Origin of the sequence: Aeromonas rivipollensis (genome assembly GCF_037811135.1) — a bacterium.
Taxonomy (GTDB): domain Bacteria; phylum Pseudomonadota; class Gammaproteobacteria; order Enterobacterales; family Aeromonadaceae; genus Aeromonas; species Aeromonas rivipollensis.
Window position 1 is genome coordinate 220,908 of record NZ_CP149130.1, and the last position, 24,818, is coordinate 245,725.

A 24,818-nucleotide genomic window follows, 5' to 3' on the forward strand; every position below is an offset into this window, starting at 1 on the left:
GCAGGAGTAACTATAAGGATTTCCCGGGGGACGACAACGGCACCTTGAAAAACGTTTTTTCGAAACTCGTTTCTCAAGAAATGATAATGATGTAATTTCGTTGTAAATCATTAGCTTGTGATTCTTGTGTGCGGTTTTTTTGCTCCTATCTTCCGACTATGGCGAGAATTTTTGAGGCGCTTTGCTTACGCAGACTATGGCGAATGTCTCACAGCTCGTTTAACTGAGGTTCAGAAAAGTCGTCAGGGTCAGAGTCGATCGCAGATTGCCAAGCCGGGGCCGTCAGCATCCAGGGTCAGCGACACCCGTGCCAGGAAGGGGTGAGCACAGAGGGTTGCATGGGGTGGCTGGCCGGAAACGGCAAAAAGAAGCTGGCTATCGGAGGAAGGGGTATGCCGGTGTGGGGAACTGACAACCCAGGAGGAGGAGCCCTCCCCCTGGGGCAGTATCAATGGTGCTGTTGACCACCATACCATTGGCACAGGTAGGCGGGCACCAGCATCTGGGGGGCCTGGTCAACATGGCACACCACCAGTGGCATGGCGGGGGCGCCCTGGGCCTGAACCAGGGTCGGGGTCATGGGCAGAACCAGGGCGACCAGCAGAAACAGCGATTTGATCTTCATGGTTATCTCCTTGGTGATAGAAAACAGCGTGACCTTGATCACTTTCTGAGTTAAGGCGAACCAGGGAGTGGCGCAAGGCGGCGCAATAAATTCAACTAATGAAAAAACTTTAAAACCGGGACGCAATGGGATTGGTGAGAAAAGCATCGCCAGGATGCGTTCAGAATGCATATCCATATAAAGGAGATGCGATGAGCACCCTGATACGGAGAGCTGCCCGTGCGGGTTGGCGCCCATGCCATGATCTGGGACAAGAGATGGATTATTCAGGCGAAGGGATGAAGATGACTATTTATGTGGTGAGTGGTCTGGGTATTTGTGAGGAAAAATGCATGGATGAACGTACAAAATTCAAACAAAAAATAAAAACCAGGCATGCTTATGATTTTATTGATTATTTTTAATTGATCATATCCATTTGTAGATATCTTACATGAATGAAAACGGTATCCTGGTGAAATAAATACTTCCTTTATTGCGTTGTTATGCGGCAGTCGTTAATGAGTAAATGTCATTTATGTAAACTCCATCATAAATTAACTCCTGATTTTATTCAGTCTGGAGTGAATGTGATCAATGTCTAAGTTTGTGGTGATTGCTAGTCCTAACCTCTGTCACGAAAGGCAAGGGCAGGATAGAACACAAGCCGAGTACCCTACATAAAGAATATCCCGCCTTAGCCACGAGCCAGAATAGAAGGAATCTATTCAATCACTCGCAGGGACCACTGCTAGACGGAATATAATCATGAGCAAATTTTATGTAGGTTCTGAAGTTGGCCAATTGCGCCGTGTCATGCTGCACCGCCCCAACCTCAGTCTGAAGCGCCTGACCCCTTCCAACTGCCAGGATCTGCTGTTCGATGACGTTCTGTCCGTTGAACGTGCCGGTCAGGAGCACGACAAATTCGCTCAGGTACTGCGCGATCAGAATGTCGAAGTCTTCCTGCTGACCAACCTGCTGGCCGAAACCCTGGATGTGCCGGAAGCCAAAGCCTGGCTGCTGCAGCACCAGGTCTCCGACTATCGCCTCGGCACCGCACTGGCCAATGACGTGCGCTGCTTCCTGGCGGACATGCCGCACCGCGAGCTGGCCCGCATCCTCTCCGGTGGCCTGACCTACTCAGAGATGCCCTACAGCGGCGTCAACATGGTGGTCGGCATGCACGCTCCGACCGACTTCATCATAGAGCCGCTGCCCAACCACCTCTTCACCCGTGATACCTCCTGCTGGGTCTACGGCGGCGTCTCCATCAACCCCATGGCCAAGGCCGCCCGTCGCCGCGAGACCAACCATGTGAAGGCCATCTACCGCTGGCACCCGCAGTTCGCCGGTCAGGACTTCATCAAGTACTTCGGTGACGAGGATCGTGACTACGACAACTCCACCATCGAAGGGGGCGACGTCCTGGTCATCGGCCGTGGCGCCGTGCTCATCGGCATGTCCGAGCGCACCACGCCGCAAGGGGTGGAACACCTGGCCCGCGGCCTGTTCAAGCACGGTCAGGCCAAACAGGTCATCGCCATGCAACTGCCGAAACACCGCAGCTGCATGCACCTGGATACCGTCATGACCCACATGGACATAGACACCTTCTCCGTCTATCCGGAAGTCATCCGCAAGGATGTGAACTGCTGGAGTCTGACTCCGGGCGGTGCCACCGGCATGAACATCAAGGAAGAGGGCTACTTCGTCACCGCTATCGAGAAGGCGCTGGGCGTGGATCAGCTCAAGCTCATCACCACAGGTGGTGACAGCTTCGAGGCCGAGCGCGAGCAGTGGAACGATGCCAACAACGTGCTGACAGTACGCCCCGGCGTGGTGGTGGGTTACGAGCGCAACACCTACACCAACGAGAAGTACGACAAGGCCGGCATCACAGTGCTGCCCATCCCGGGTGAAGAGCTGGGACGTGGTCGCGGCGGCGCCCGCTGCATGAGCTGCCCGATGGAACGTGACGGCATCTGACAAGACGGCGTGGCGCCGGCAGAGGCTGGCGCCACACACACCAAGACTCGAGAGTAACACTCATGAAAAAACCAACTGTCGTCGTCGCCCTGGGTGGCAATGCCCTGCTCCGTCGTGGCGAACCCCTCGAAGCCGACATCCAGCGCAAGAACATAGCGACCGCCGCCAAGACCATCGCCCGGATCGCCGAGGAGTACAACGTGGTGCTGGTGCACGGCAACGGCCCGCAAGTCGGCCTGCTGGCCCTGCAGAACAGCGCCTATACCAAGGTTTCCCCCTATCCCCTGGATGTGCTGGGCGCCGAGTCTCAGGGCATGATCGGCTACATGCTGATCCAGGAGCTGAAAAACCTGATGCCGAGCCGCAACGTCACAGCGCTGCTGACCCAGGTGCAGGTCGACCCCAAGGATCCGGCCTTCGCCAATCCGACCAAGTTTATCGGCCCCGTCTATGAGGAAGCCGAGGCCCGCGCCCTGGCAGAAGAGAAGCACTGGTCGGTCAAGGCCGACGGCAAGTTCTTCCGCCGCGTGGTGCCGTCCCCGCTGCCCCAGCGCATCGTCGAAGGCGACGCCATCGAAACCCTGATCGCCCAGGGCCACCTCATCATCTGTACCGGTGGTGGCGGCATTCCGGTGACCTGGGATGGCCAGTGCCTGACCGGCATCGAAGCGGTGATCGACAAGGACATGTCCGCCGCCTACCTGGCCAGACAGATCAAGGCCGATGCCCTGTTGATCCTGACCGATGCCGATGCCGTCTACCTGGATTGGGGCAAGCCGACCCAGCACCCGCTGCGGGTCACCAGCCCGGCCGAACTGGCTGGCGTCAAGTTCGATGCCGGCTCCATGGGGCCCAAGGTCGAAGCCTCCTGCGAATTCGTCAAGGCAACCGGCGGCATGGTCGGGATCGGTTCCCTGGAAGATGGCCTCGCCATCCTCAAGGGGGAAGCCGGCACCAATATAGTCGCCACCCATACCGTGAATGCTTGAGTCGTTGAATCACTGCGTAGTTAACAACACTGCCCGAATTGGTCTGACACAAATATAGAGAGAACTCATCATGGCTTTTAATCTGCGTAACCGTAACTTCCTGAAACTGCTGGACTTCACCCCGCGCGAAATCCAATACATGATCGATCTGGCCATCGACCTGAAAAAAGCCAAATACGGTGGCTATGAGCGCAAGCATCTGACCGGCAAGAACATCGCCCTGATCTTCGAGAAGACCTCCACCCGCACCCGCTGCGCCTTTGAAGTGGCGGCCTTCGACCAGGGTGCCCAGGTCTCCTACCTCGGCCCAAGCGGTTCCCAGATCGGCCACAAGGAGTCCATGAAGGACACCGCCCGGGTGCTGGGCCGCATGTATGACGGCATCGAATACCGTGGCTACGGCCAGGAGATCGTGGAAGAGCTGGGTGCCTATGCCGGTGTGCCTGTCTGGAACGGCCTGACCAACGAATTCCACCCGACCCAGATCCTGGCCGACTTCATGACCATGCTGGAGCACGGCAAGGGCAAGCGCCTGGATCAGATCAAGTTCGCCTACCTGGGTGACGCCCGCAACAACATGGGCAACTCCCTGATGGTCGGCGCCGCCAAGATGGGCATGGACATCCGCCTGGTTGCCCCCAAGGCCTTCTGGCCGGAAGAGGAGCTGGTCGCCAAGTGCCGCCAGATCGCCGAAGAGACAGGTGCGCGCATTCACCTGACCGAAGACGTGAAAGAGGGCGTGCTGGGGGCCGACTTCCTCTACACCGACGTCTGGGTTTCCATGGGCGAGGCGAAAGAAGCCTGGGATCAACGGGTCAAGCTGATGACTCCCTATCAGGTCAACATGGACGTCATCAACGCCACCAAGAACCCGGATGTGAAATTCATGCACTGCCTGCCGGCGTTCCACAACGACGAGACCACCATGGGCAAGGAAGTGGCTGACAAATATGGCATGAAGGGGCTGGAAGTGACCGAGGACGTGTTCGAATCTGAGCACAGCATCGTCTTCGATGAGGCCGAAAACCGGATGCACACCATCAAGGCAGTGATGGTGGCTACGCTGGGCGACTAAGGTCGCAGTAGTGGTGCCGGGGGGTGACCCCCGGCTTTTCGACCATGTGACGGCGGCATAACACCTCTAACCCTACGACCCGCAGATACATGGATACCGCACCACAGAAGGAAGCTGGACCATGACCAAATTCAAGTTCCCGTCAGCCTACACCATATTGTTTGTGCTGATCGCCCTGGTGGCCGCCCTGAGCTGGATAGTGCCGGCCGGCAAATACGACATGGTAATGAATGAAGCCCTCGGCAAGGAAGTGCCGGTGGCTGGTACCTACAAGCTGGTAGAGGCCAATCCCCAGGGCATCGTCGACGTGCTGCTGGCACCCATCGACGGTCTCTACAACCACGACACCTATGAGGCAGGCGCCATCGATGTCTCCCTCTTCATCCTGATCATCGGCGGCTTCCTTGGCATAGTGACCAAGACCGGTGCCATCGATGCCGGTATCGAGCGCGTCACCGATCGTCTGCGTGGCCGCGAGGAGTGGATGATCCCGATCCTGATGGCGCTGTTCGCCGCAGGGGGCACCATCTACGGCATGGCGGAAGAGTCGCTGCCCTTCTACACCCTGCTGGTGCCCGTGATGATGGCCGCCCGCTTCGACCCCGTGGTCGCCGCCGCGACCGTGTTGCTCGGCGCCGGTATAGGGACGCTGGGCTCCACCATCAACCCCTTCGCCACCGTCATCGCCGCCAACGCGGCCGGCATCTCCTTCACCGACGGTATCTGGCTGCGGGTCGCCATGCTGGTGGCTGGCTGGCTGCTGTGCGTGGCCTATGTGATGCGTTACGCCAAGATGGTGCGCAACGACCCCAGCAAGTCCCTGGTGGCCGACAAGTGGGATGAGAACCGTGCCCACTTCCTCGGCAACAAGAGTGACCAGATGCTGGAGTTCACTCTTACTCGCAAGATAGTGCTGGGTATCTTCGTAGCCGCCTTCGCCGTGATGATCTACGGGGTGGCCGTGCTCGGCTGGTGGATGGCGCAGATCTCCGGCGTCTTCCTGGCCGCCGCCATCATCGTCGGTCTCATCTCCCGCATGAGCGAGGAGGAGCTGACCTCCAACTTCATCGACGGTGCCCGTGACCTGCTCGGCGTGGCCCTCATCATCGGCATCGCCCGCGGCATAGTGGTGGTGATGGACAACGGCATGATCACCCACACCATCTTGAACAGCGCGGAAGGCATAGTGACCGGCCTCTCCACAGTGGTGTTCATCAACGTGATGTTCGTGCTGGAAGTGGTGCTCTCCTTCCTGGTGCCGTCCTCCTCCGGCCTGGCGGTGCTGACCATGCCGATCATGGCGCCCCTTGCCGACTTCGCCAACGTGGGCCGCGAGCTGGTGGTGACCGCTTACCAATCAGCCTCCGGTCTGGTGAACCTGGTGACCCCGACCTCCGCCGTGGTCATGGGTGGCCTGGCCATCGCCAAGGTGCCCTATGTGCGCTGGCTGAAGTGGGTGGCACCGCTGCTCGGCATACTGACTGTGCTGATCGTGGTCTGCCTGAGCCTGGGGGCAGTGCTCTCATAAGGGATGACTATCAAGACGCAACGGGAGCCTGTGGGCTCCCGTTTTTTTATGGCTGTGCATGATGGCACGGGCAGATCGCAGGCAATAAAAAGGCGACCCAGGGGTCGCCTTGCTGCATTCGGGGCTGGCTTAGCGCGCCTGCTCCAGGGTGCGCACCACGGCGGCATGGGCCTGGCGGGTGCGGCTGATGTGGCGCGGGGCTATCAGCACCACATCGTTGCCGGCGACGGCCCCCAGGATCTCGGGATCGGCGTGGCGATCCAGCAGGCGGGCCACCACGGTGGCGGCGCCCGGGGTGGTGTGCACCAGCACCATCTGCTGGTTGTGCACCACGGCGCGCACCATGTCGTGCACGGAGCGGGTGCTGCCGGCGGGTTCCAGCTGCTCGTCGACCAGGGTGTAGACCTTCTTGCCATTGGCATTCTGGGCCTTGGCGACGCCGAGGCGGCGCAACAGACGGGAGATGGTGGACTGGCTGATGTCGGCGAAGCCGCGCTCCGCCAGCTCGCGGCGGATCTCTTCCTGGGTGCTGTAGCAGTGCTGGCCGATGATCTGGCGGCAGGCATCGAGCTGGGCCAGGTCGGACTCCTGTTCCGGTGGGCGACTGAGGGTCTTGACCATGGCGACTTCCTTTGACGATGACAGATGGCTATGGCGCTCAGTCTGTCACGCCTGTTTTTCATAGCGAAAAACACTGATGACGAGCATTTCGGTAGGTGATGAGCGATGTCTAGCCGTTGCGAGATGGCAAATTATAACCAAAGGGGGAATAAGTGATGTGACAGGGGTCAAAAATGGGCCCCGCAGGGCCCGACAGAGTATCAATAGCGTTCGCTGACGATGTCCTGGGTGAAGGATTTCTCGCAGTATTTGCACTTCATGCGCACCGCACCCTTCACTTCGCGCACCCGGAAGTAGCTGTCCACCGGCTCGTTGTGGGAGATGCAGTTGGAGTTGGGGCAGTGGAATACCCCGGCGATGAACTCCGGCAGCTTCAGCTGGTGCTTCTTCACCACGGCGAAGTCTTCGATGATGTTGACGGTCGCGGCCGGGGCAAACAGCGCCAGCTGGTTGGCCTGCTGTTCGGTCAGGCGGGTGTTCTCGATCTTGATGAGATCCTTCTTGCCCAGGGCGCCGGATTTGAGGTTGAAGCCGACGGTGATCCGCTCCTGGGTCTCGATCAGCTGGAACAGCTTGAGGATCTTGATGCCCTGGCCGGCGGGGACGTGGTCGATGACGGAGCCGTGACGGATGGCTTCGACTTGCAGTTGGTTCTTCTCGGACATGATGTTCCCCTTTTCCCTTAGACGGTTTCGTTCAGTACCAGTGCCAGCAGCGCCTGGCGTGCATAGACCCCGTTTTCCGCCTGCTGGAAGTAGTAGGCGTGGGGGGTCTTGTCGACGGCGACCTCGATCTCGTCGACCCGGGGCAGGGGATGCAGGATCTTCATGGTGGGTTTGGCCCCTTCCAGGGTCGCCAGCTCCAGCACGAACTTGGCGGCCATGTGCTTGTATTCGGTTTCGTCGAAGCGCTCCTTCTGGACCCGGGTCATGTAGAGGATGTCCAGCTCCGGCATCACCTCTTCCATGGTCTCGTGGACGCTGAACTGAATGCCCTTCTCCTCCAGCTCTTCGCAGAGGTAGTCCGGCATCGCCAGGGCTTCCGGGGAGATGAAGAAGAAGCGGCAGTTGAACAGGCTCAGGGCCTGGGCCAGGGAGTGGACGGTGCGGCCGTACTTGAGGTCACCGACGAAGGCCACGTTGAGGCCGTCCAGCTTGCCTTGGGTTTCGTGGATGGAGAAGAGGTCGAGCAGGGTCTGGGTCGGATGCTGGTTGGAGCCGTCACCGCCGTTGATGACAGGCACCCGGGAGAACTCGGAGGCCAGACGGGCGGCGCCCTCTTTCGGGTGGCGCATCACCACCGCATCGGCATAGGAGCCGATGATCTTGATGGAGTCGGCCAGGGTCTCGCCCTTCTTGGCGCTGGTGTTGCCGCCGTCGGCGAAGCCGATGATGTTGCCGCCGAGGCGCTGTACCGCGGTCTCGAAGGAGAGACGGGTGCGGGTAGAGGCCTCGAAGAAGCAGCTGGCGACCAGCTTGTCTTTCAGCAGGCGGGTGTCGGGTTCGGCCTTCAACCGCTGAGCGGTGGCGACCACCAGTTCCATGTCGGACCGGGTCAGGTCCGAGATGGAGATGACGTGTTTGTTATAGAGTGGATTGGTCATCGTCTGCATTCCCTTTGACATCAATGAAGGTTTTTCTGGCACAAAAAAAAGCCCCTGAAACAGGGGCTCTTTTTAAAAATAACTGGGGATCTGTGGGTCGGAAACCGGAAACAACGGGGCCGCTCTGGTGCGCTCCACCCGTCTGCAAGGCTGCATTTTTCATCAAAAACGGCATCGTCCTGTCCCGACCTTTTTCAAAACCGGACAGATTATAGGGCTGGTTTTTGAATTGTCAAAAATTTATTTCAGAGGCAGGATTTGCCGGTAAAAACGTTTGAGTGTCGCGAACGGGTCGACAAATCCAGACCTGGTGCTCACGCTGCAACGGCAGGCCATCTTCGGCCATGCTGCGCAGATAGCCGAGTCGGTGGTGCCCCTCCAGCAGACAATATGGCTGCGGCAGGGGTTGGCCGTCCGGATAGTGGCCGCCGGGCTCGGGGGCGAGCACTATGATGGGCTCGGACCAGGTGCCCCGGCTCAGCATGTCCTCGCCGAGCCAGGAGCGGCGCACATAGCGGTTGCTGCGCAGCATCTCGCCCCAGCGCTCGATCACCTCCATGTGGCGGGAGCCTATCTGGTTCACGACCTGGGCCGTGTCCCAGGCCTCGTACTCGAATTGGTGGCGGGCGAGGTCGATAAAGCTCCAGTTGGACTCAAAACCGCGCCAATGGCGGTAAATCCATTGCGTCAGCACATTTTGGGGAATGAAGGGCACCAGGGGAGAGACCCGCTCGAGATAGTCTGGCAGGGACTCGGTTTTGCGCTCATCCCGGAAGTTGAGGGGCGCAAGTTGTTGAAGCAGGCGGTAATTGAGCATGAACGACCTCCCTGTGGCTGGTTTCACCCTACCCCCATTTATGCCCCATTCCTACCCCGGCGGGACTGCAAATACAGCAAGTTACCCCGGCTGGTTGCGGGAATTGCCGTGATCTGCTCGTGAATTGTTCGATCGCATCGAAAGTGAGAAAAAAAGCCTTTACCTTTGATCCCGGCTTTGTATAATTCGCCTCGTTTGTTGCAGGGGCGTAGTTCCAATTGGTAGAACAGCGGTCTCCAAAACCGATGGTTGCGGGTTCGAGTCCTGCCGCCCCTGCCATTTTCAGAAAGGCCAGCTCATTGAGCTGGCCTTTCGCATTTCTGTCATCCGCGTTACCCATCCTGGCTGCAGCGGCTGACAACCCTCGCTGATCTGCCTTCCCGCACACCCCTTGAGCCCCGACGGCTCGGCCCTATTGCTCTTCGCTAGTCGCTATTGCCGCTTTTTGCCCTGTTGTTTCTGGCAATCGTGCTGTCGGGTGCCCTGTGCTACACCACATGATGCTGCGCCTCACTGGCGCGGGTGCAAGCAACCGGGCGTTCCGACCGGCAACGGGGAACGCGAAGCGAGAATGAGGAGAGGCATGATGAACAAGGCCGTTGAAACCCGTTTGAACAAGTCCCGCCCCGGTGGCTGGGTGCCACAGGATCAGGCCCACATTCGGCGCTGGATAACGCGACTGAAGCGCTATGTGACGCAGCAATCGGGACCGCTGGCCGCCCCCATCGCCGAGTTGCGGGATCTGGTCAACGCCGATCCCCTGCTGCACGCCCAGGCCAATGCCATGTTCAGGGAGGCCTGGCGCCACGAGCACCTGACCCCGCTCGGCCAGGTCGAGGTAAAGAGCTTCGACGAGTTCCTGGCCTTGCTCAACGGCATCATGACCACGGCCCCCGAGGCCTATCAGGACATCCCCACACACGAACCCTCCGGCCTTATCGGTTTTCCCATCAATGCCCTGCTCGACTGGCCCATGGCGACCCGCTCCGGCTATCACTTCTTCGCCAACGCCCTGGTGAACCAGCAGTTCAAGAAGATCCTCGAGGAGTGGGCGAAGTTTCTGCAAAGCCCGGCCTCGCGCTATGTGTTGACCGAGCCGGTCAGTCAGCTGGACAAGGAGACCCTGATAGTCCCCTGGCTCGGCGAGACGGCCAAGGCCGAGATGGTGCAGGTGGCCCGGGGGGCGCTCGGGGAGGGGCCGGATCCCACGCCCGCCACTTTCGAGCAGATCTTCCAGTGCGATCCGGCGGTCGAATACCATGGCTTTGGCTGCTGGGATGACTTCTTCACCCGCACCTTCCGCCCCGGCGTGCGGCCGGTGTCGGCGCCGGAGGATGACGGCGTCATCGTCAGTGCCTGCGAATCGGCGCCGCTGCAGGTGACGGGGGATGTGAGCCTCAGCGATCGTTTCTGGCTCAAGGGTCAGCCCTATTCCCTGGACAACATGCTCGACTTTGACGATACCGCCCCCCTGTTCGAGGGGGGGACCGTCTATCAGGCCTTCCTCAGCGCCCTGAGCTATCACCGCTGGCACAGCCCGGTGAGTGGCACCATTCGCAAGGTGCGCGTGGTCAACGGGACCTACTACCTGGAGAACCAGTTCGAGGGTTTCCTCGACGCCGACGGCGCCGATCCCAGCGCACCGAACAACTCCCAGCCCTTCCTCACCTCGGTGGCCACCCGGGCGCTGATCTTCATCGAGGCGGACAACCCCAAAATAGGCCTGATGTGCGTGGTGCCGGTGGGGATGGCGGAGGTGTCGAGCTGCGATGTCACTGTGAAGGCGGGGGACAGGGTGAAGAAGGGGGATCAGCTCGGCATGTTCCACTTCGGCGGCTCCACCCACTGCCTGGTGTTTCGTCCCGGGGTCGAGCTGGCCTTTGACTTTCACGGCCAGCGGCCGGGGCTGGAGGCCAGCAACCTGAGGGTCAACACCGCCATTGCCCGGGTGAAATAGGCCTACCCCTGCCCTGAGGATACACAGAGGCCGCCTTCGGGCGGCCTTTTCATGCCGGCGTCATGCCGACGATCGCCCAAGGCGGTGCAGGATTGGTGCCCCATCGGCGGAGGTCGCTGCGCGGTGGCGGCATGCACAGCATCTCCTTCTGTTGATAAAGAAGAAATTACAAGGATTCACTAAAGTCCAGTGGGATTGCCGCCGATATCACCTACCAATATGGGGGTATTCCCGGCCTCCTGTCACCACAAGGATTTGTAGTCATGACACTCTCGTTGCGCGGCAAGCTGCTCGCGACCAGCCTGGGGGTAGTGCTGCTGATGGCTGCCCTGCTCGGCATAGTCGCCTTCCACACCCTCAAATCACGGACCCTGAGCGCCATCCAGAGCGAGGCGGTCAACTATGGTCACGCCTATTCGGTGGCCATCGGCAACTGGATGGCGGATCGCAAGCACGCGGTCGATGCCCTGGCCGCCGTCATTGCCGACAATCCCGAGGCGACCCTGGTGCCGCACCTGCTGCAGACCCGCACCTCCGGCGGCTTCGGCCTCACCTATTTCGGCTCGGCGCAAGGGGCCATGACCCGTCACGATCCCTCCCTCAACACCGCCAACTACGATCCCCGGGTGCGCCCCTGGTATCAGAGCGCCAGCAAGGCGGGCAAGCTGATCGTCACCGCGCCCTACGTCAGCGTGACCATGCAGCAGATGGTGGTGACTCTGGCGGAGCCGGTGAGTCATCAGGGCCAGGTGATCGGGGTGGCGGGGGCGGATCTCTCCCTGGATGCCCTGATCGACGAGGTGCTGGCCATGAAGGTGCAGGGGGAGGGCTACGCCATGCTGCTGGACAGCTCCGGCCTCATCGTCGGCCACCCGCAGAAGGAGCTGGCCCTCAAGCAGGTGGCCGAGCTGGCCCCCGGCCTCACGGGGACGACCCTGGAGGGCTGGAGCCGGGACGGCGAGCTGCACGTCGCCACCATAGCGGGGCGTGAGGTGCTGCTGTCGGTGCAGGGGGTGCCCGGCACCGACTGGCTGCTCGCCATGGTGATGTACAAGGACGTGCTGGAGGCGCCCTTCGCCAGCCTGCTGTGGCAGCTGGTGGGGCTGACCCTGGTGCTGCTGCTGGTGTTCAGCGCCCTGCTCATCGCCATGTTCAACTACTTCTTTGCCGATCTCGGCCGGGTCTCCAAGGCGCTGGCCGACATCGCCCACGGCGAGGGGGATCTCACCGTGCAGATCGCGGCCCACAGCAAGGACGAGGTGGGGCTGCTGGCCCAGAACTTCAACCTGTTCGTGGCCCGGCTGCACGGTATCGTCAGCCGGTTGCGGGACGTCACCGTCGAACTGGCGGCCCAGTCGCGGACCCAGGCGGCGGGGGCAGAGGCTCGCAGCCAGCGGGTGCGCGAGCAGCAGGACGAGATCGTCATGGTGGCGACCGCGGTGACCGAGATGGCGTCCGCCACCCAGGAGATCGCCGGCAACGCCGAGTTTGCCGCCACCACCTCCGGCGATGCGGTCAGGCTGGCCGTGGCCGGTCAGTCCCAGGTCGGCCAGAGCCAGCGCAGCATCAGCGGTCTGGCGGGGGAGGTGGCCGACGCCAGCCAGACCATTCATGAGCTGGATGGCCATGCCCAGAAGATCAGCGGCATCCTGGCCACCATCAGCGGCATCGCCGAGCAGACCAACCTGCTGGCACTGAACGCCGCCATCGAGGCGGCCCGGGCCGGGGAGCAGGGGCGCGGCTTCGCCGTGGTGGCGGACGAGGTGAGAGTGCTGTCGCGCCGCACCCACGACTCCACCGCCGAGATCCAGCAGATGATCGAGGCCCTGCAGCAGACCACGCGCCGCGCCGTGGGGGGCATGGAGACCAGCCGCCAGCTGGCGGGCACCAGCGTGGAGGATGCGGAGGCCGCCAACCAGAGCCTGGCGCGGATCAACGAGGCCATAGGCGCCATCAGCGACATGGCGACCCAGATAGCGGCGGCGGCGGAGGAGCAGACCTCGGTCACCGGCGAGATCAGCCGCAACACCGAGAACATCCGCCATGTCTCCCAGACGCTGGCGTCGCAGGCGAAGGAGGAGGCCGTCCAGGCCGCCGAGCTCAAGTCCCTGACCGAGCGGCTGGAGCAGGAGATAGGCCGCTTCCGGCTCTAGGCAGCGCCCCTGATGTGACAAAGGCGACCCCCGGGTCGCCTTTATTCATGCTGTGTATGGATGATTTTTCGCCATTCACCCGCTGAATAATGCTGGGGCCAGGCCTTGCAACCGGCCAGGCCAGGGGGTCAGAGAGGCTTGATGTAGCTGTAGAACTCGATATCCCGCTGGTAGCCCTGCCCTTCGTAGAGCGCCTGGGCCTGCCGATTGTCGGTGGCGGTGCTCAGCATGATGAAGGCGGCGCCCGTCTCCTGGCCGTGGCGATCGGCCCGCGTCAGCAGCGCCTGGGCTACCCCCTGCTGGCGGGCCGCCGGCGCCACGAACAGATCGTACAGCAGCCAGATGCGCTTCAGGGCGAGGGAGCAGAACAGGGGGTAGAGGTGGGCAAATCCCAGCACCTCTCCCTCTTCGCTCTGGGCCACGAAGAGCACCGACTCCCCGGCGGTGCAGCGCTCCAGCAGGAAGGCCCCGGTGGCCTCGGGCTGGGCAGGCAGCCGGTAAAACGCCCGATATTGCACGAACAGGGGAGTGACCCGGGGAATGTCCTGCGGGGTGGCCTGGAAGATCCTCATGGGGTGTTCCCGGCCGGATCCTGGCTGACCCAGATCAGCTGGTCGGTAGCAAAGCCGAGCCCCCTGGCCCGCTCGACCAGGGCCTGCACCTTCTCCTTGGGCGGATGGGGCGTGCGGGAGAGGATCCAGAGGTACTGGAGGTTGTAGCTGCTCACCAGGGAGAGGTCATAGTCCGTCGCCAGCACGTTGTAGCTGCCGTAGAAGGGGCCGAAGAAGCTCACCTTGAGGCGCCCCTCGTCGCTGTCGCCCACGAAGTAGGCGCGCCCCTCGGCCTCGCGCCATTCCCCCTGTTCGTCCTGCCCCCGGTTGATCACCCTGACGCCCCCATCATCCCGCAGGCTGTAGCTGGCGGTGACCCTGTTCAGGCCGCGCTCGAAGCCGTGATCGAGGCGGGCTACCTCGTACCAGGTGCCCAGGTAGCGGTCGAGCTGGAAGGGCTTGACCACCTGGTGCCCCGGCGGAATGCCGGTGCAGGCGGTGACCAGCAGGGTCAGAACGAGCAGGATCAGTGTGCGCATGTCATCCCTCCACGATACGCAGTTGTCCCGAGCGGAAGCGTGCCGCGTGTTCGCTCGGGGTGTTGCCAAAGAAGCGTTTGTATTCGCGGCTGAACTGGGAGCCGCTCTCGTAGCCTACCTTGTCCGCCGCCACCCCGGCCTTGAGGCCGTCGTGCAGCATCATCAGCCGCGCCCGGTGCAGGCGCAGGGTCTTGATGTACTGCAGGGGCGAGGTGGCGGTGGCCGCCTTGAAGTGGTGGTGGAAGGCCGAGACGCTCATGTTCGCCTCCCGGGCCAGCTCCTCCACCGTCAGGTTCTCGGTAAAGCGCTGCTCCATGATACGCAGCACCCGGGCGATCTGGCTCACCTGACTGTGACGGCTGGCCATGGCCAGCAGGGCGGGGGCCCCCGCCTCGTGCAGGGCGTGGAACAGGATCTCGCGCACTATCTGGGGCCCCAGCACCCGGGCGTGGAGCGGCTTGTCCATCACGTCGATGAGGCGATCCACGGCGCAGAGCATGGTCTCTGAGAGGGGCACCGAAACCACGCCGCGACCCGGCTCCGCCGGGGCGGGGGCGGCGTCCCCCATCTCCAGCAGCAGGGCTTGCAGGGCCGCCACGTCGATCTCCATCGAGAGCCCCACCAGGGGGGATTCGGGAGAGGCGAAGCACTCGCACTCGCAGGGCAGCGGCAGGGTCATCATCAGGTAGTGATCGGGGTCGTAGCGGAAGGTGAAGTCCGAGAGATAGCCCACCTTGTGCCCCTGCAGGATGATGATCATGCGCGGGCGGTAGAGCACCGGGATGCGGTCGTGATGCTCGGTGGTGTAGATGAGGTGCACGCCGGGCACGGGGGCGGCGGTGATCCCCGGGTGTGGCGCCAGGGCGGCGAGCCGGCTGGCGAGGGCGGACTGGTGGGTTGCCGCGACGGACTGATTTGTACTCATTTATCCAGGCTCAGTAGAAATAGGCAAGAAATCGGCAGAAAGCCCCCTTGATGGTAGGTGGTTATAAGAGAAAAATGCAACCCATACCTTACCGACTACGACCATACCGGGAGATCCCATGAACAACTTCATCCTGCACACCCCCACCAAGGTGCTGTTCGGCAAGGGCCAGGTGGCCCAGCTGTGCGGCCAGATCCCGGCCGACGCCCGTGTCCTCATCACCTACGGTGGCGGCAGCGTGGTGCGCAGCGGCCTGCTGGCGCAGATCCGCAGCGAGCTGGCGGGCCTGACCCTGTTCGAGTTCGGCGGCATAGAGCCCAACCCGGCTTACGAGACCCTGATGGGGGCGGTCGAGCTGGCCCGCGCCGAGCGGATCGACTTTCTGCTCGCCGTCGGCGGCGGCTCGGTGCTCGATGGCACCAAGTTCATCGCCGCCGCCGCTCACTACGATCTGGCCAGGGAGCCCTGGCACATCCTCGAGACGGTCGGTGGCGAGGTGGCTTCCGCCATTCCCCTCGGCGCCGTGCTGACCCTGCCGGCCACCGGCTCCGAGATGAACATGGGGGCCGTCATCACCCGCAGGAGCAGCGGCGACAAGCAGCACTTCTTCTCCCCCTTCGTGATGCCGCGCTTCGCCGTGCTGGATCCCGTGCTCACCTACACCCTGCCGGCCCGTCAGGTGGCGAACGGCGTGGTGGATGCCTTCATCCACACCCTGGAGCAGTACCTCACCTACCCGGTCAACGCCAAGGTGCAGGATCGCTTCGCCGAAGGCCTGCTGCTGACCCTGGCTGAAGAGGGCCCCAAGGCGCTGGTGGAGCCGGAAAATTACGACGTGCGCGCCAACATCATGTGGAGTGCCACCATGGCGCTCAACGGCCTGATCGGGGCCGGCGTACCCCAGGACTGGGCCACCCACATGCTGGGCCACGAGCTGACCGCCCTGCACGGCCTGGACCATGCCCAGACCCTGGCGGTGGTGTTGCCGGCACTGCTGCAAGCCAAGCGTGAGCAGAAGCGCGCCAAGCTGCTGCAATACGCCGAGCGGGTCTGGGATCTGCGCAGCGGCAGCGAAGAAGAACGCATCGACAGCGCGATCAAAGCCACCCGCGACTTCTTCGAGCGGATGGGGGTCAAGACCCGGCTGCGGGACTACGGCCTGGCCGACGCCAATATCGATACCCTGCTGGCCAAGCTCGAAGAGCACGGCATGACGGCGCTCGGGGAACACGGCGACATCGGCCTGGTGCAGAGCCGGCATATTTATGAAGCCGCCTGGTAAGAGGCGAGAGACCAGTTCCGGCCTTGTCCGGGGTTGAATCAGGGGGCCCGCCCCCGCCTTGTGGCGGCGGCGCGGCCCCCGAGTCGTTGCAAAACGGTTACTTTTTCCCCTTTCATCTCATCAGATGAGCCAACGGCAGATTTCATAAGAACAAAAAACGCTAAGGTAGAGGCTCGGCAAAACATTTTTTTTGACTGGTTGGATCACTTTTTTCAGCGCATTTTGCTGGTATAAGCCCCTAATTTGGTTTGTTTTTTTTAATCATGGTCCGGGATGGGCTGAATTCTGTACCCGCCCGCTCGGGGTCGTGGTTGTAATAAAACTCCAAAATTTGATACTAATCACCTTCGCGCCTGAAAAGCGGGGGCCTGACCATGACAGGAGGTTGAGGTAAAGCCTGCTGATTTTCATAACAAAGGGCCCGTGACCTGCACTTTGATCATGCCTTGTCCCCTCAGACATGAGAGACTGGGCAATGATTGTTTATTAACCATCAGGGAATAGTCATGCAGATTGGAATACCGAGAGAGAGTCTCGCCGGTGAGACCCGGGTCGCAGCGACCCCGGCCACCGTCGAGCAGCTGAAAAAGCTCGGCTTCGAGGTCGCCATCGAGGCCGGTGCCGGCCAGCTGGCCAGCTTCGATGATGCCGCCTTCGAGGCTGCCGGTGCCAGCGTGGTGCCGAGCGTCTGGCAAGCCGACCTTATCTTCAAGGTCAACGCGCCGACCGATGCCGAGATCGCACAAATTAAGGATGGTGCCACCCTGGTGAGCTTCATCTGGCCTGCCCAGAACCCCGAGCTGGTCAAGAAGCTGTCCGAGCGCAACATCAATGTGATGGCGATGGACATGGTGCCGCGGATCTCCCGTGCCCAGTCCCTCGATGCCCTCTCCTCCATGGCCAACATCGGTGGCTATCGCGCCGTGGTCGAAGCCGCCCACCAGTTCGGTCGCTTCTTCACCGGTCAGATCACCGCCGCCGGCAAGGTTCCGCCCGCCAAGGTACTGGTGATCGGTGCCGGTGTCGCCGGTCTGGCCGCCATCGGGACCGCCGGTTCCCTCGGCGCCATAGTGCGTGCATTCGACACCCGTCTGGAAGTCGCCGAGCAGATCGAATCCATGGGGGGTGAATTCCTCAAGCTGGACTTCGGTAGCGAAGACGGCGCCTCCAGCGACGGTTATGCCAAGGTCATGTCCGATGAGTTCATCAAGGCCGAGATGGAGCTGTTTGCCCAGCAGGCCAAGGAAGTGGACATCATCATCACCACCGCCCTGATCCCCGGTCGTCCGGCACCCAAGCTGATCACCAAGGAGATGGTCGACAGCATGAAGCCGGGTTCCGTCATCGTGGATCTGGCTGCCGCCACCGGTGGCAACTGTGAATACACTGTGCCGACCGAGCTGTTCGTCACCCCGAACGGCGTCAAGGTGATAGGTTACACCGATCTGCCTGGTCGTCTGCCCGCCCAATCCTCCCAGCTCTACGGTACCAACCTGGTCAACCTGATGAAGCTGATGTGCAAGGAGAAGGACGGCAACGTCGCCATCGACTTCGAAGACGTGGTTCAGCGCAACATGACGGTGATCCAGGCCGGTGAAGTGACCTTCCCGCCCCCCGCCATCTCCGTCTCTGCCGCACCGCAGAAGCCGGCCGCCGCCAAACCGGCAGCCAAGAAAGAAGAGGCCAAGCCCTCCAACAAGAAGTTCGTGTTCGGTGCCCTCGGCATCGCCGCCTTCGGTTGGGTGGCTGCGGTGGCACCTGCCGCCTTCCTCTCCCACTTCACCGTCTTCATCCTGGCCTGCGTGGTCGGTTACTACGTGGTGTGGAACGTCTCTCACGCCCTGCACACGCCGCTGATGTCGGTCACCAATGCCATCTCCGGCATCATCGTGGTCGGTGCCCTGCTGCAGATTGGGCAAGGGTCGACCCTGGTCACCGTATTGGCCTTTATCGCCGTGCTGATTGCCAGTATCAACATCTTCGGTGGCTTCACCGTCACTCAGCGCATGCTGAAGATGTTCCGTAAGGATTAAGGGGGTTTAACGTGTCTCAAGGACTGGTAACAGCATCCTATATCGTTGCCGCCGTGCTCTTCATCCTCAGTCTCGCGGGACTGTCGAAGCAAGAAACGGCCAAGCATGGCAACCTGTTCGGTATCGCGGGGATGGCCATCGCCCTGCTCGCGACCGTCTTCAACCCGGAAACCAGTGGCGTGCACTGGATCATCCTGGCCATGGTCATCGGTGGCGCCATCGGCGTGCGTCTGGCGCTCAAGGTCGAGATGACCGAGATGCCCGAGCTGGTGGCCGTGCTGCACAGCTTCGTGGGCATGGCGGCGGTGCTGGTGGGCTTCAACAGCTTCATCGACTTGCACCCCTCCGCACCCGCTGAGGTCGTCGTCTCCGTCGGCTCCAACCTGGATGCGACCCTGGCTGCGGCCCGGGCGGCGTTCGAGCAGGCGGCCAGCGTCGCCCAGGTCGAGCACCTGTCCGGCGCCATGCTGAACATCCACCTGGTGGAAGTGTTCCTGGGTGTCTTCATCGGTGCCGTGACCTTCACCGGTTCCGTAGTGGCGTTCGGCAAGTTGCGCGGCCTCATCTCTTCCAAGCCGCTGATGCTGCCGCACCGCCACAAGCTGAACCTGCTGGCCGTGGTGGTCTCCCTGGCGCTGATGATCCACTTCGTCAACGCCGGTGGCTCCACCTTCGCACTGCTGCTGATGACCCTGATCGCCTTCGCCTTCGGCTGGCACCTGGTCGCCTCCATCGGCGGTGCCGACATGCCGGTAGTGGTCTCCATGCTGAACTCCTACTCCGGTTGGGCGGCGGCGGCGGCGGGCTTCATGCTCTCCAACGACCTGCTGATCGTGGTGGGTGCCCTGGTGGGTTCCTCTGGTGCCATCCTCTCTTACATCATGTGCAAGGCGATGAACCGCTCCTTCATCTCCGTCATCGCCGGTGGCTTCGGCTCCGACGGTGTGGCCTCCACGGCCGATCAAGAGATGGGCGAATACCGCGAGACCAACGCCGAAGACGTGGCCGACATGCTGAAGAACGCCAGCTCCGTCATCATCACCCCGGGCTACGGCATGGCGGTGGCGCAGGCCCAGTACCCGGTTGCCGAGATCACCCACAAGCTGCGCGAGCGCGGCGTCAAGGTGCGCTTCGGTATCCACCCGGTTGCCGGTCGTCTGCCTGGTCACATGAACGTGCTGCTGGCGGAAGCCAAGGTCCCCTACGACATAGTTCTGGAAATGGACGAGATCAACGAGGACTTCAGCGATACCGACGTGGTGCTGGTGATAGGTGCGAACGACACCGTCAACCCGGCCGCCATGGAAGATCCGGGCAGCCCCATCGCCGGCATGCCGGTGCTGGAAGTGTGGAAGGCGCAGAACGTCATCGGCTTCAAGCGCTCCATGAACACTGGCTACGCCGGTGTCCAGAACCCGCTGTTCTTCAAGGAGAACACCCAGATGCTGTTTGGCGATGCCAAGGCCAGCGTCGAGGCCATCCTGAAGGCGCTCTAAGCGTCGATGGGATGAGACAAGAGGAGGCTTCGGCCTCCTTTTTTATTGCCCGCTTTTCAGGGGGGGGGCGGGCAAGACATTGATGACAAAGGGCCTTGGCCGGATGGGGGGATCCGTTGCCAGCGGCAGGGCAGCAATCCGGTGACGTTGCCCCCGCTGGAAGGCATAATGGCGGCAAAAGGCGAGGGGGCTCAATTTTATTTGAGGCTCACGCCACTAGAATCAAATAAAGTGACATGGACGGGGTGGCCCGGCGGGCGGCCCTCCAGATTGAACCCATACCCCCATACGATGCCTGCGGCACAGTGAACCAGAGAAACCACAGATGAAAGCACAATGGACCGACTTTATTACTCTGCTCAAGCGTGAAGTGGTGCCGGCCCTGGGCTGCACCGAACCCATGTCGGTGGCGCTGGCCGCCGCCAACTGCCGCAAGCTGCTGGGGCAGGATCCGACCCGCATCAGCGTCTGGGTCAGCGGTAATCTGTTCAAGAATGGCATGGGGGTCGGGGTACCCGGCACCGGCATGATAGGCCTGCCGGTCGCCGCCGCCGTCGGCATCACGGGGGGCAACCCGGATGCGGGGCTGGAGGTGCTCAAGACTCTGACCCCGGAGCAGGTGGACGCCGCCAAGGCGCTGCTGCCCATCATCAAGGTGGACGTGAAGGATGTGCCTGACGTGCTCTACGCCGAGGTGCTGGCCGAGGCTGAGGGTCACAGCGCCCGGGTGGTGATCTGCACGGATCACACCCGCATAGTGCTGCTGGAGAAGGATGGCGAGGTGCTGATGGAGCAGGACAGTGCCCCCGGGGTGCAGATCCAGCCCGCGAAATCCGACAAGCCCACCATGACGCTACGGGAGATTGTGGCCTTCGCCCTGGAGGCGCCACTGACCGAGATCGACTTCATCCGCGAGGCCGCCACCATGAACCAGGCACTGGCAGATGAAGGCCTGCAGGGCTATGGCCTGCGCATCGGCAAGATCCTCACCGAGCAGGTGGAGCGCAAGCTGCTCTCGGACGATCTGATGACGCTGGCCATGCGGTTGTCCTCCGCCGCCTCCGATGCGCGCATGGACGGCGCCATGTTGCCCGCCATGTCCAACTCGGGCTCGGGCAACCAGGGCATCGCCGCCACCATGCCGGTGGTGGCCGCCGCCCGCTTCCTCAAGGCCGATGACGAACAACTGGCCCGGGCACTGGTGATGAGCCACCTGGTGGCCATCTACATCAAGGCCTACCAGAACAAGCTGTCGGCCCTGTGCGCCGCCAGCACCGCCGCCATGGGTTCGGGCGCCGCCATCACCTGGCTGCTGGGTGGCCAGTTCGAGCAGATCAGCCACTGCATCAACAACATGATTGGCGACGTCTCCGGCATCATCTGCGACGGTGCCGGCAGCGCCTGCTCCATGAAGGTTTCCACTTCCACCTCGGCGGCGGTCAAGTCGTCGCTGATGGCCATCAACAACCTGCACGTGCCCCAGAGCGAGGGCATCGTCTCCGACGACGTGGACCAGACCATAGCGAACCTGGGCCGCCTCTCGAAACAGGGGATGCTGGACACCGACATAGAGATCATCAACATCATGCGGGCCAAGCAACAAGGCAAGGCCGGCTGATGAGGGGGGCGGCACTGGCCGCCCCCGGTTTTTACAGCCATTGACGTCACCCCGAACGGGGGGGCGTGCCGCCACGATGCGGCGAGTTTCGGGGCGAGGCGCAGGGTGCGCCCGCCCATCCATCTCGGGCCTCGCCCGTTTATTTTTGGGGAATATCATGACTCTTAGCGTTATCGGTAATCTGGCCATCCTGGTCATGTTGCTGCTGTTTCTCTACCGCTTGCAGCAGACCCACGTCAGCTTCACCCGCCGGGTCTTCTCGGGGCTGGGGCTGGGGGTCCTGTTCGGCTGGGCCTTGCAACTGCTGTACGGCGTCGGCTCCGAGGTGCTGGTCCAGACCGGCGACTACCTGGATCTGGTCGGCAGCGGCTATGTGAAGCTGCTGCAGATGATCATCATCCCGCTCATCATGGTCTCCATCATAGGCGCCATCCTCAAGCTGAGCGGCGGCACGGCGCTCGGCAAGATCAGCGCCCTGACCATAGGGGTGCTGATCTTCACCACCATGATCGCCGCCGGGGCGGGGATACTGATGTCCAACCTGTTCGGCCTGAGTGCTGAGGGGCTGGTTGCCGGCGCCGCCGAGACGGCCCGTGGCGCGGCCCTGCAGACCAGCCTCGGCAGCGTCGAGAGCATGTCCCTCCCCAAGATGGTGCTGGAGTTCATCCCGGCCAACCCCTTCCTCGACATGACGGGGGCACGCAAGACCTCCACCATAGCCGTGGTGATCTTCTCCATCTTCATCGGCCTGTCCGCCACCGGCATCGCCCGCAAGCAGCCCGAGATCTTCGCCAGCTTCGAGCGTTTCATGGGGGTCGCCCACGCCATCGTCATGCGGATGGTGACCCTGGTGCTGCGCCTCACCCCCTATGGCGTGCTGGCGCTGATGGCCAAGGTGGTGTCCGGCTCCAACTATGCGGACATCATCAACCTGCTGAACTTCGTGCTGGCCTCTTACGGCGCCATCGCCATCATGTTCCTGGTGCACCTGCTGCTGGTGAGCCTGGTGGGCATCAACCCGCTGCGCTTCCTCAAGAAGATCATGCCGGTGCTGGCCTTCGCCTTCACCTCGCGCACCAGTGCGGGATCCATCCCGATGAACGTGCAGACCCAGACCCGGGCCCTCGGCATCCCGGCGGGCATCGCCAACTTCGCCGCCTCCTTCGGCGCCACCATTGGCCAGAACGGCTGCGCCGGCATCTACCCGGCCATGCTGGCGGTGATGATAGCCCCGACCGTGGGGGTCAATCCTCTGGATCCCGGCTTCATCATGACGCTCATCGCCATCATCACCGTCAGCTCTTTCGGGGTGGCCGGTGTGGGGGGCGGCGCCACCTTTGCGGCGCTGATCGTGCTCTCCGCCCTGGACTTCCCGGTGGCCCTGGCGGGGCTGCTCATCTCCATCGAGCCCCTCATCGACATGGGCCGCACCGCCCTCAACGTCTCAGGATCCATCACCGCCGGCACCCTCACCAGCCGGTTGATGGGGCAGACCGACATGGCGGTCTTCAACGGCGACGCCGAGGTAAGCCTGGACGGGGAAGAGTCCGCGGTCTGACCGGATCTTATCTTCTGATTTGTTTATGAAAAGGGGAGGCGAGGCCTCCCCTGTCGTGACTGGAGTCAAGCTATGCGTATTGTGATCATCGGTGGCGAGGCCGCCGGCATGAGTGCGGCGGCCAAGGCGCGCCGTCTGGCCAAGGATGCCGATATTGTGGTCTATGAGGCCTCAGAGGTGATCTCCTTCGGGGCCTGCGGTCTGCCCTACTTCGTGGGGGACGATTTCCAGGAGCCTGGCTACATGGCCGAGTTCACCCCCGAGCAGTTCGCCGCCAAGGGGATAGAGGTGAAGACTGGCCACAGGGTGCTGAGCCTCGATGCGACTGCCCAGACCCTGCGGGTGGAGCACAAGGGCGACAGTTTCACCGATAGCTACGATCGGCTGATGATCGCCACAGGTGCCCGCGAACAGATGCCTCCCATCCCCGGCTTGCAGCAGCAAGGGGTGTTCGGCCTGCGCCGCATGAGCGATGGGATGGCACTGAAGGCGGCGGTGCAGGATCCGTGCAACAAGAAGGCGGTGGTGATCGGCTCCGGCTTTATCGGGCTGGAGGTGGTCGAGGCCCTGGTCCACCAGGGCAAGGAGGTGCGCCTCATCGAGTTGGCGGACAGGGTCATCCCCGATGCCTTCGACTCGGAGATCACCCAGCACATCGAGACCGAGCTGCGCGAGCAGGGGGTCTCTCTGCATCTGGGTGAGCGCGTCCAAGCCTTGCTGGGGGAGGGCCAGGTCAGTGGCGTGCGTACCGACCAGGGTGAGTACGAGGCCGATATAGTGGTGGTCTGCACCGGGGTCAGGCCCAACACCGAGTTCCTGGCCGATACCGGCATAGAGCGGCTCGGCAATGGCGCCATCAAGGTCGACCGTCAGGGCCGCACCTCGCTGCCCAATGTCTGGTCGGCGGGGGATTGTGCCAGCGTCTGGCACAGCGTCAAGCAGCAGCAGGTCTATGTGCCGCTCGCCACCATCGCCAACAAGCTGGGGCGCATGGTGGGGGAGAACCTGGCGGGGGCCGAGCAGATGTTCCCGGGCACGCTGGGCTCCGCGGCGCTCAAGGTGCTGGGGCTGGAGGCGGGTCGGACCGGGCTTTCTGAGAAAGAGGCCCAACAATTGGGCCTCGACTATCGCACCGCCGTCATCAAGGACAAGTGCCACACCAACTACTGCCCGGGCCAGTCAGACATCCACGTCAAGCTGGTCTATGAGGCGGGCAGCAAGCGGCTGCTGGGAGGGCAGATCCTGGGTCGCAAGGGGGCGGTACACCGCATCGACGCCCTGGCGGTGGCCATCACCATGGGGGTGACCACGGATCAGCTCGGCATGCTGGACTTCGCCTACGCACCGCCCTTCTCCCGCACCTGGGATGTGCTCAACGTGGCGGGCAATGTAGCCAAGTAGCCGGACGCTCATGGCGGCACCTGCCCATGGGCTCTTTTCCCTGACGTGGAATGTGCTCAACATGGCCAAGCAGGGCAGG

General features: G+C 62.2%; 21 protein-coding genes and 1 tRNA gene. 14 read left to right on the top strand and 8 right to left on the bottom strand.

The features are described from left to right. Positions 1-448: 448 nt before the first annotated feature. A complete protein-coding gene (locus WIR04_RS00990) occupies positions 449-625 on the bottom strand; it encodes a hypothetical protein (protein WP_307765660.1) in 177 nt (58 codons plus the stop codon). 191 nt (positions 626-816) lie between these two features. On the opposite strand from WIR04_RS00990, the gene WIR04_RS00995 reads away from it, so the two are divergent. From WIR04_RS00995 to WIR04_RS01015, 5 genes are all read left to right on the top strand, one after another. Continuing rightward, positions 817-1,029, top strand: a complete 213-nt coding sequence (locus tag WIR04_RS00995; protein ID WP_307765659.1) for a hypothetical protein — start codon at positions 817-819, stop codon at positions 1,027-1,029. Positions 1,030-1,372: 343 nt separating this feature from the next. After that, complete coding sequence (gene arcA, locus WIR04_RS01000) at positions 1,373-2,593, top strand: arginine deiminase (protein WP_025328667.1); 1,221 nt, start codon at positions 1,373-1,375, stop codon at positions 2,591-2,593. Positions 2,594-2,655: 62 nt separating this feature from the next. Then, entirely contained in the window at positions 2,656-3,582 is a 927-nt protein-coding gene (gene arcC, locus WIR04_RS01005) for a carbamate kinase (RefSeq protein WP_338889837.1), read from the top strand. A gap of 70 nt (positions 3,583-3,652) precedes the next feature. Then, positions 3,653-4,657, top strand: coding sequence for an ornithine carbamoyltransferase (gene argF / locus WIR04_RS01010; protein WP_025328665.1), 1,005 nt, complete (start codon positions 3,653-3,655; stop codon positions 4,655-4,657). Between the two features lie 121 nt (positions 4,658-4,778). Then, positions 4,779-6,185 (top strand): YfcC family protein, encoded by a 1,407-nt coding sequence (locus WIR04_RS01015; protein ID WP_307765657.1) that lies wholly within the window; start codon positions 4,779-4,781, stop codon positions 6,183-6,185. 129 nt (positions 6,186-6,314) lie between these two features. On the opposite strand, the gene WIR04_RS01020 is transcribed toward WIR04_RS01015, so the two are convergent. From WIR04_RS01020 to WIR04_RS01035, 4 genes are all read right to left on the bottom strand, one after another. Beyond that, positions 6,315-6,806: an arginine repressor gene (locus WIR04_RS01020; protein ID WP_025328663.1), complete on the bottom strand. Its 492-nt coding sequence runs from the start codon at positions 6,804-6,806 to the stop codon at positions 6,315-6,317. Positions 6,807-7,006: 200 nt separating this feature from the next. After that, the gene (pyrI, locus tag WIR04_RS01025) at positions 7,007-7,471 is read right to left on the bottom strand and encodes an aspartate carbamoyltransferase regulatory subunit (protein WP_025328662.1); all 465 of its coding nucleotides are present in this window, start codon (positions 7,469-7,471) and stop codon (positions 7,007-7,009) included. 17 nt (positions 7,472-7,488) lie between these two features. Beyond that, complete coding sequence (pyrB, locus tag WIR04_RS01030) at positions 7,489-8,409, bottom strand: aspartate carbamoyltransferase (protein WP_005324450.1); 921 nt, start codon at positions 8,407-8,409, stop codon at positions 7,489-7,491. Between the two features lie 232 nt (positions 8,410-8,641). Continuing rightward, complete coding sequence (locus WIR04_RS01035; RefSeq protein ID WP_338889844.1) at positions 8,642-9,226, bottom strand: hypothetical protein; 585 nt, start codon at positions 9,224-9,226, stop codon at positions 8,642-8,644. Positions 9,227-9,428: 202 nt separating this feature from the next. Here WIR04_RS01035 and WIR04_RS01040 point away from each other — a divergent pair. From WIR04_RS01040 to WIR04_RS01050, 3 genes are all read left to right on the top strand, one after another. Then, positions 9,429-9,505, top strand: a tRNA-Trp gene (locus WIR04_RS01040). Between the two features lie 307 nt (positions 9,506-9,812). After that, positions 9,813-11,183: a phosphatidylserine decarboxylase family protein gene (locus WIR04_RS01045; protein WP_338889846.1), complete on the top strand. Its 1,371-nt coding sequence runs from the start codon at positions 9,813-9,815 to the stop codon at positions 11,181-11,183. A 263-nt stretch (positions 11,184-11,446) separates the two neighbouring features. Beyond that, positions 11,447-13,336: a methyl-accepting chemotaxis protein gene (locus tag WIR04_RS01050; RefSeq protein WP_338889851.1), complete on the top strand. Its 1,890-nt coding sequence runs from the start codon at positions 11,447-11,449 to the stop codon at positions 13,334-13,336. Between the two features lie 128 nt (positions 13,337-13,464). On the opposite strand, the gene WIR04_RS01055 is transcribed toward WIR04_RS01050, so the two are convergent. Genes WIR04_RS01055 through WIR04_RS01065 form a run of 3 tightly spaced genes read right to left on the bottom strand, consistent with a single transcriptional unit; the run spans position 13,465 to position 15,351 of the window. Further along, complete coding sequence (locus WIR04_RS01055; RefSeq protein ID WP_338889853.1) at positions 13,465-13,908, bottom strand: GNAT family N-acetyltransferase; 444 nt, start codon at positions 13,906-13,908, stop codon at positions 13,465-13,467. Continuing rightward, positions 13,905-14,426, bottom strand: coding sequence for a lipocalin family protein (locus tag WIR04_RS01060; RefSeq protein ID WP_338889855.1), 522 nt, complete (start codon positions 14,424-14,426; stop codon positions 13,905-13,907). The genes WIR04_RS01055 and WIR04_RS01060 overlap by 4 nt, the downstream gene beginning before the upstream one ends. A gap of 1 nt (position 14,427) precedes the next feature. Then, the gene (locus WIR04_RS01065) at positions 14,428-15,351 is read right to left on the bottom strand and encodes an AraC family transcriptional regulator (RefSeq protein ID WP_338889857.1); all 924 of its coding nucleotides are present in this window, start codon (positions 15,349-15,351) and stop codon (positions 14,428-14,430) included. 118 nt (positions 15,352-15,469) lie between these two features. Between WIR04_RS01065 and yqhD the strand changes: the two genes are divergently transcribed. The 6 genes from yqhD (at position 15,470) to WIR04_RS01095 (ending at position 24,739) form a co-directional block, all read left to right on the top strand. Continuing rightward, a complete protein-coding gene (yqhD, locus tag WIR04_RS01070) occupies positions 15,470-16,633 on the top strand; it encodes an alcohol dehydrogenase (protein ID WP_338889859.1) in 1,164 nt (387 codons plus the stop codon). Positions 16,634-17,139: 506 nt separating this feature from the next. Next, the gene (gene pntA / locus WIR04_RS01075) at positions 17,140-18,666 is read left to right on the top strand and encodes a Re/Si-specific NAD(P)(+) transhydrogenase subunit alpha (protein WP_025328653.1); all 1,527 of its coding nucleotides are present in this window, start codon (positions 17,140-17,142) and stop codon (positions 18,664-18,666) included. A gap of 11 nt (positions 18,667-18,677) precedes the next feature. Continuing rightward, positions 18,678-20,162 (top strand): Re/Si-specific NAD(P)(+) transhydrogenase subunit beta, encoded by a 1,485-nt coding sequence (gene pntB / locus WIR04_RS01080; RefSeq protein ID WP_025328652.1) that lies wholly within the window; start codon positions 18,678-18,680, stop codon positions 20,160-20,162. Positions 20,163-20,487: 325 nt separating this feature from the next. Next, entirely contained in the window at positions 20,488-21,780 is a 1,293-nt protein-coding gene (locus tag WIR04_RS01085) for a serine dehydratase subunit alpha family protein (protein ID WP_338889862.1), read from the top strand. Positions 21,781-21,937: 157 nt separating this feature from the next. Next, positions 21,938-23,338 (top strand): L-cystine transporter, encoded by a 1,401-nt coding sequence (locus WIR04_RS01090; protein ID WP_338889864.1) that lies wholly within the window; start codon positions 21,938-21,940, stop codon positions 23,336-23,338. A gap of 72 nt (positions 23,339-23,410) precedes the next feature. Further along, positions 23,411-24,739, top strand: a complete 1,329-nt coding sequence (locus WIR04_RS01095; RefSeq protein ID WP_338889866.1) for a CoA-disulfide reductase — start codon at positions 23,411-23,413, stop codon at positions 24,737-24,739. The last annotated feature ends 79 nt before the right edge of the window (positions 24,740-24,818 follow it).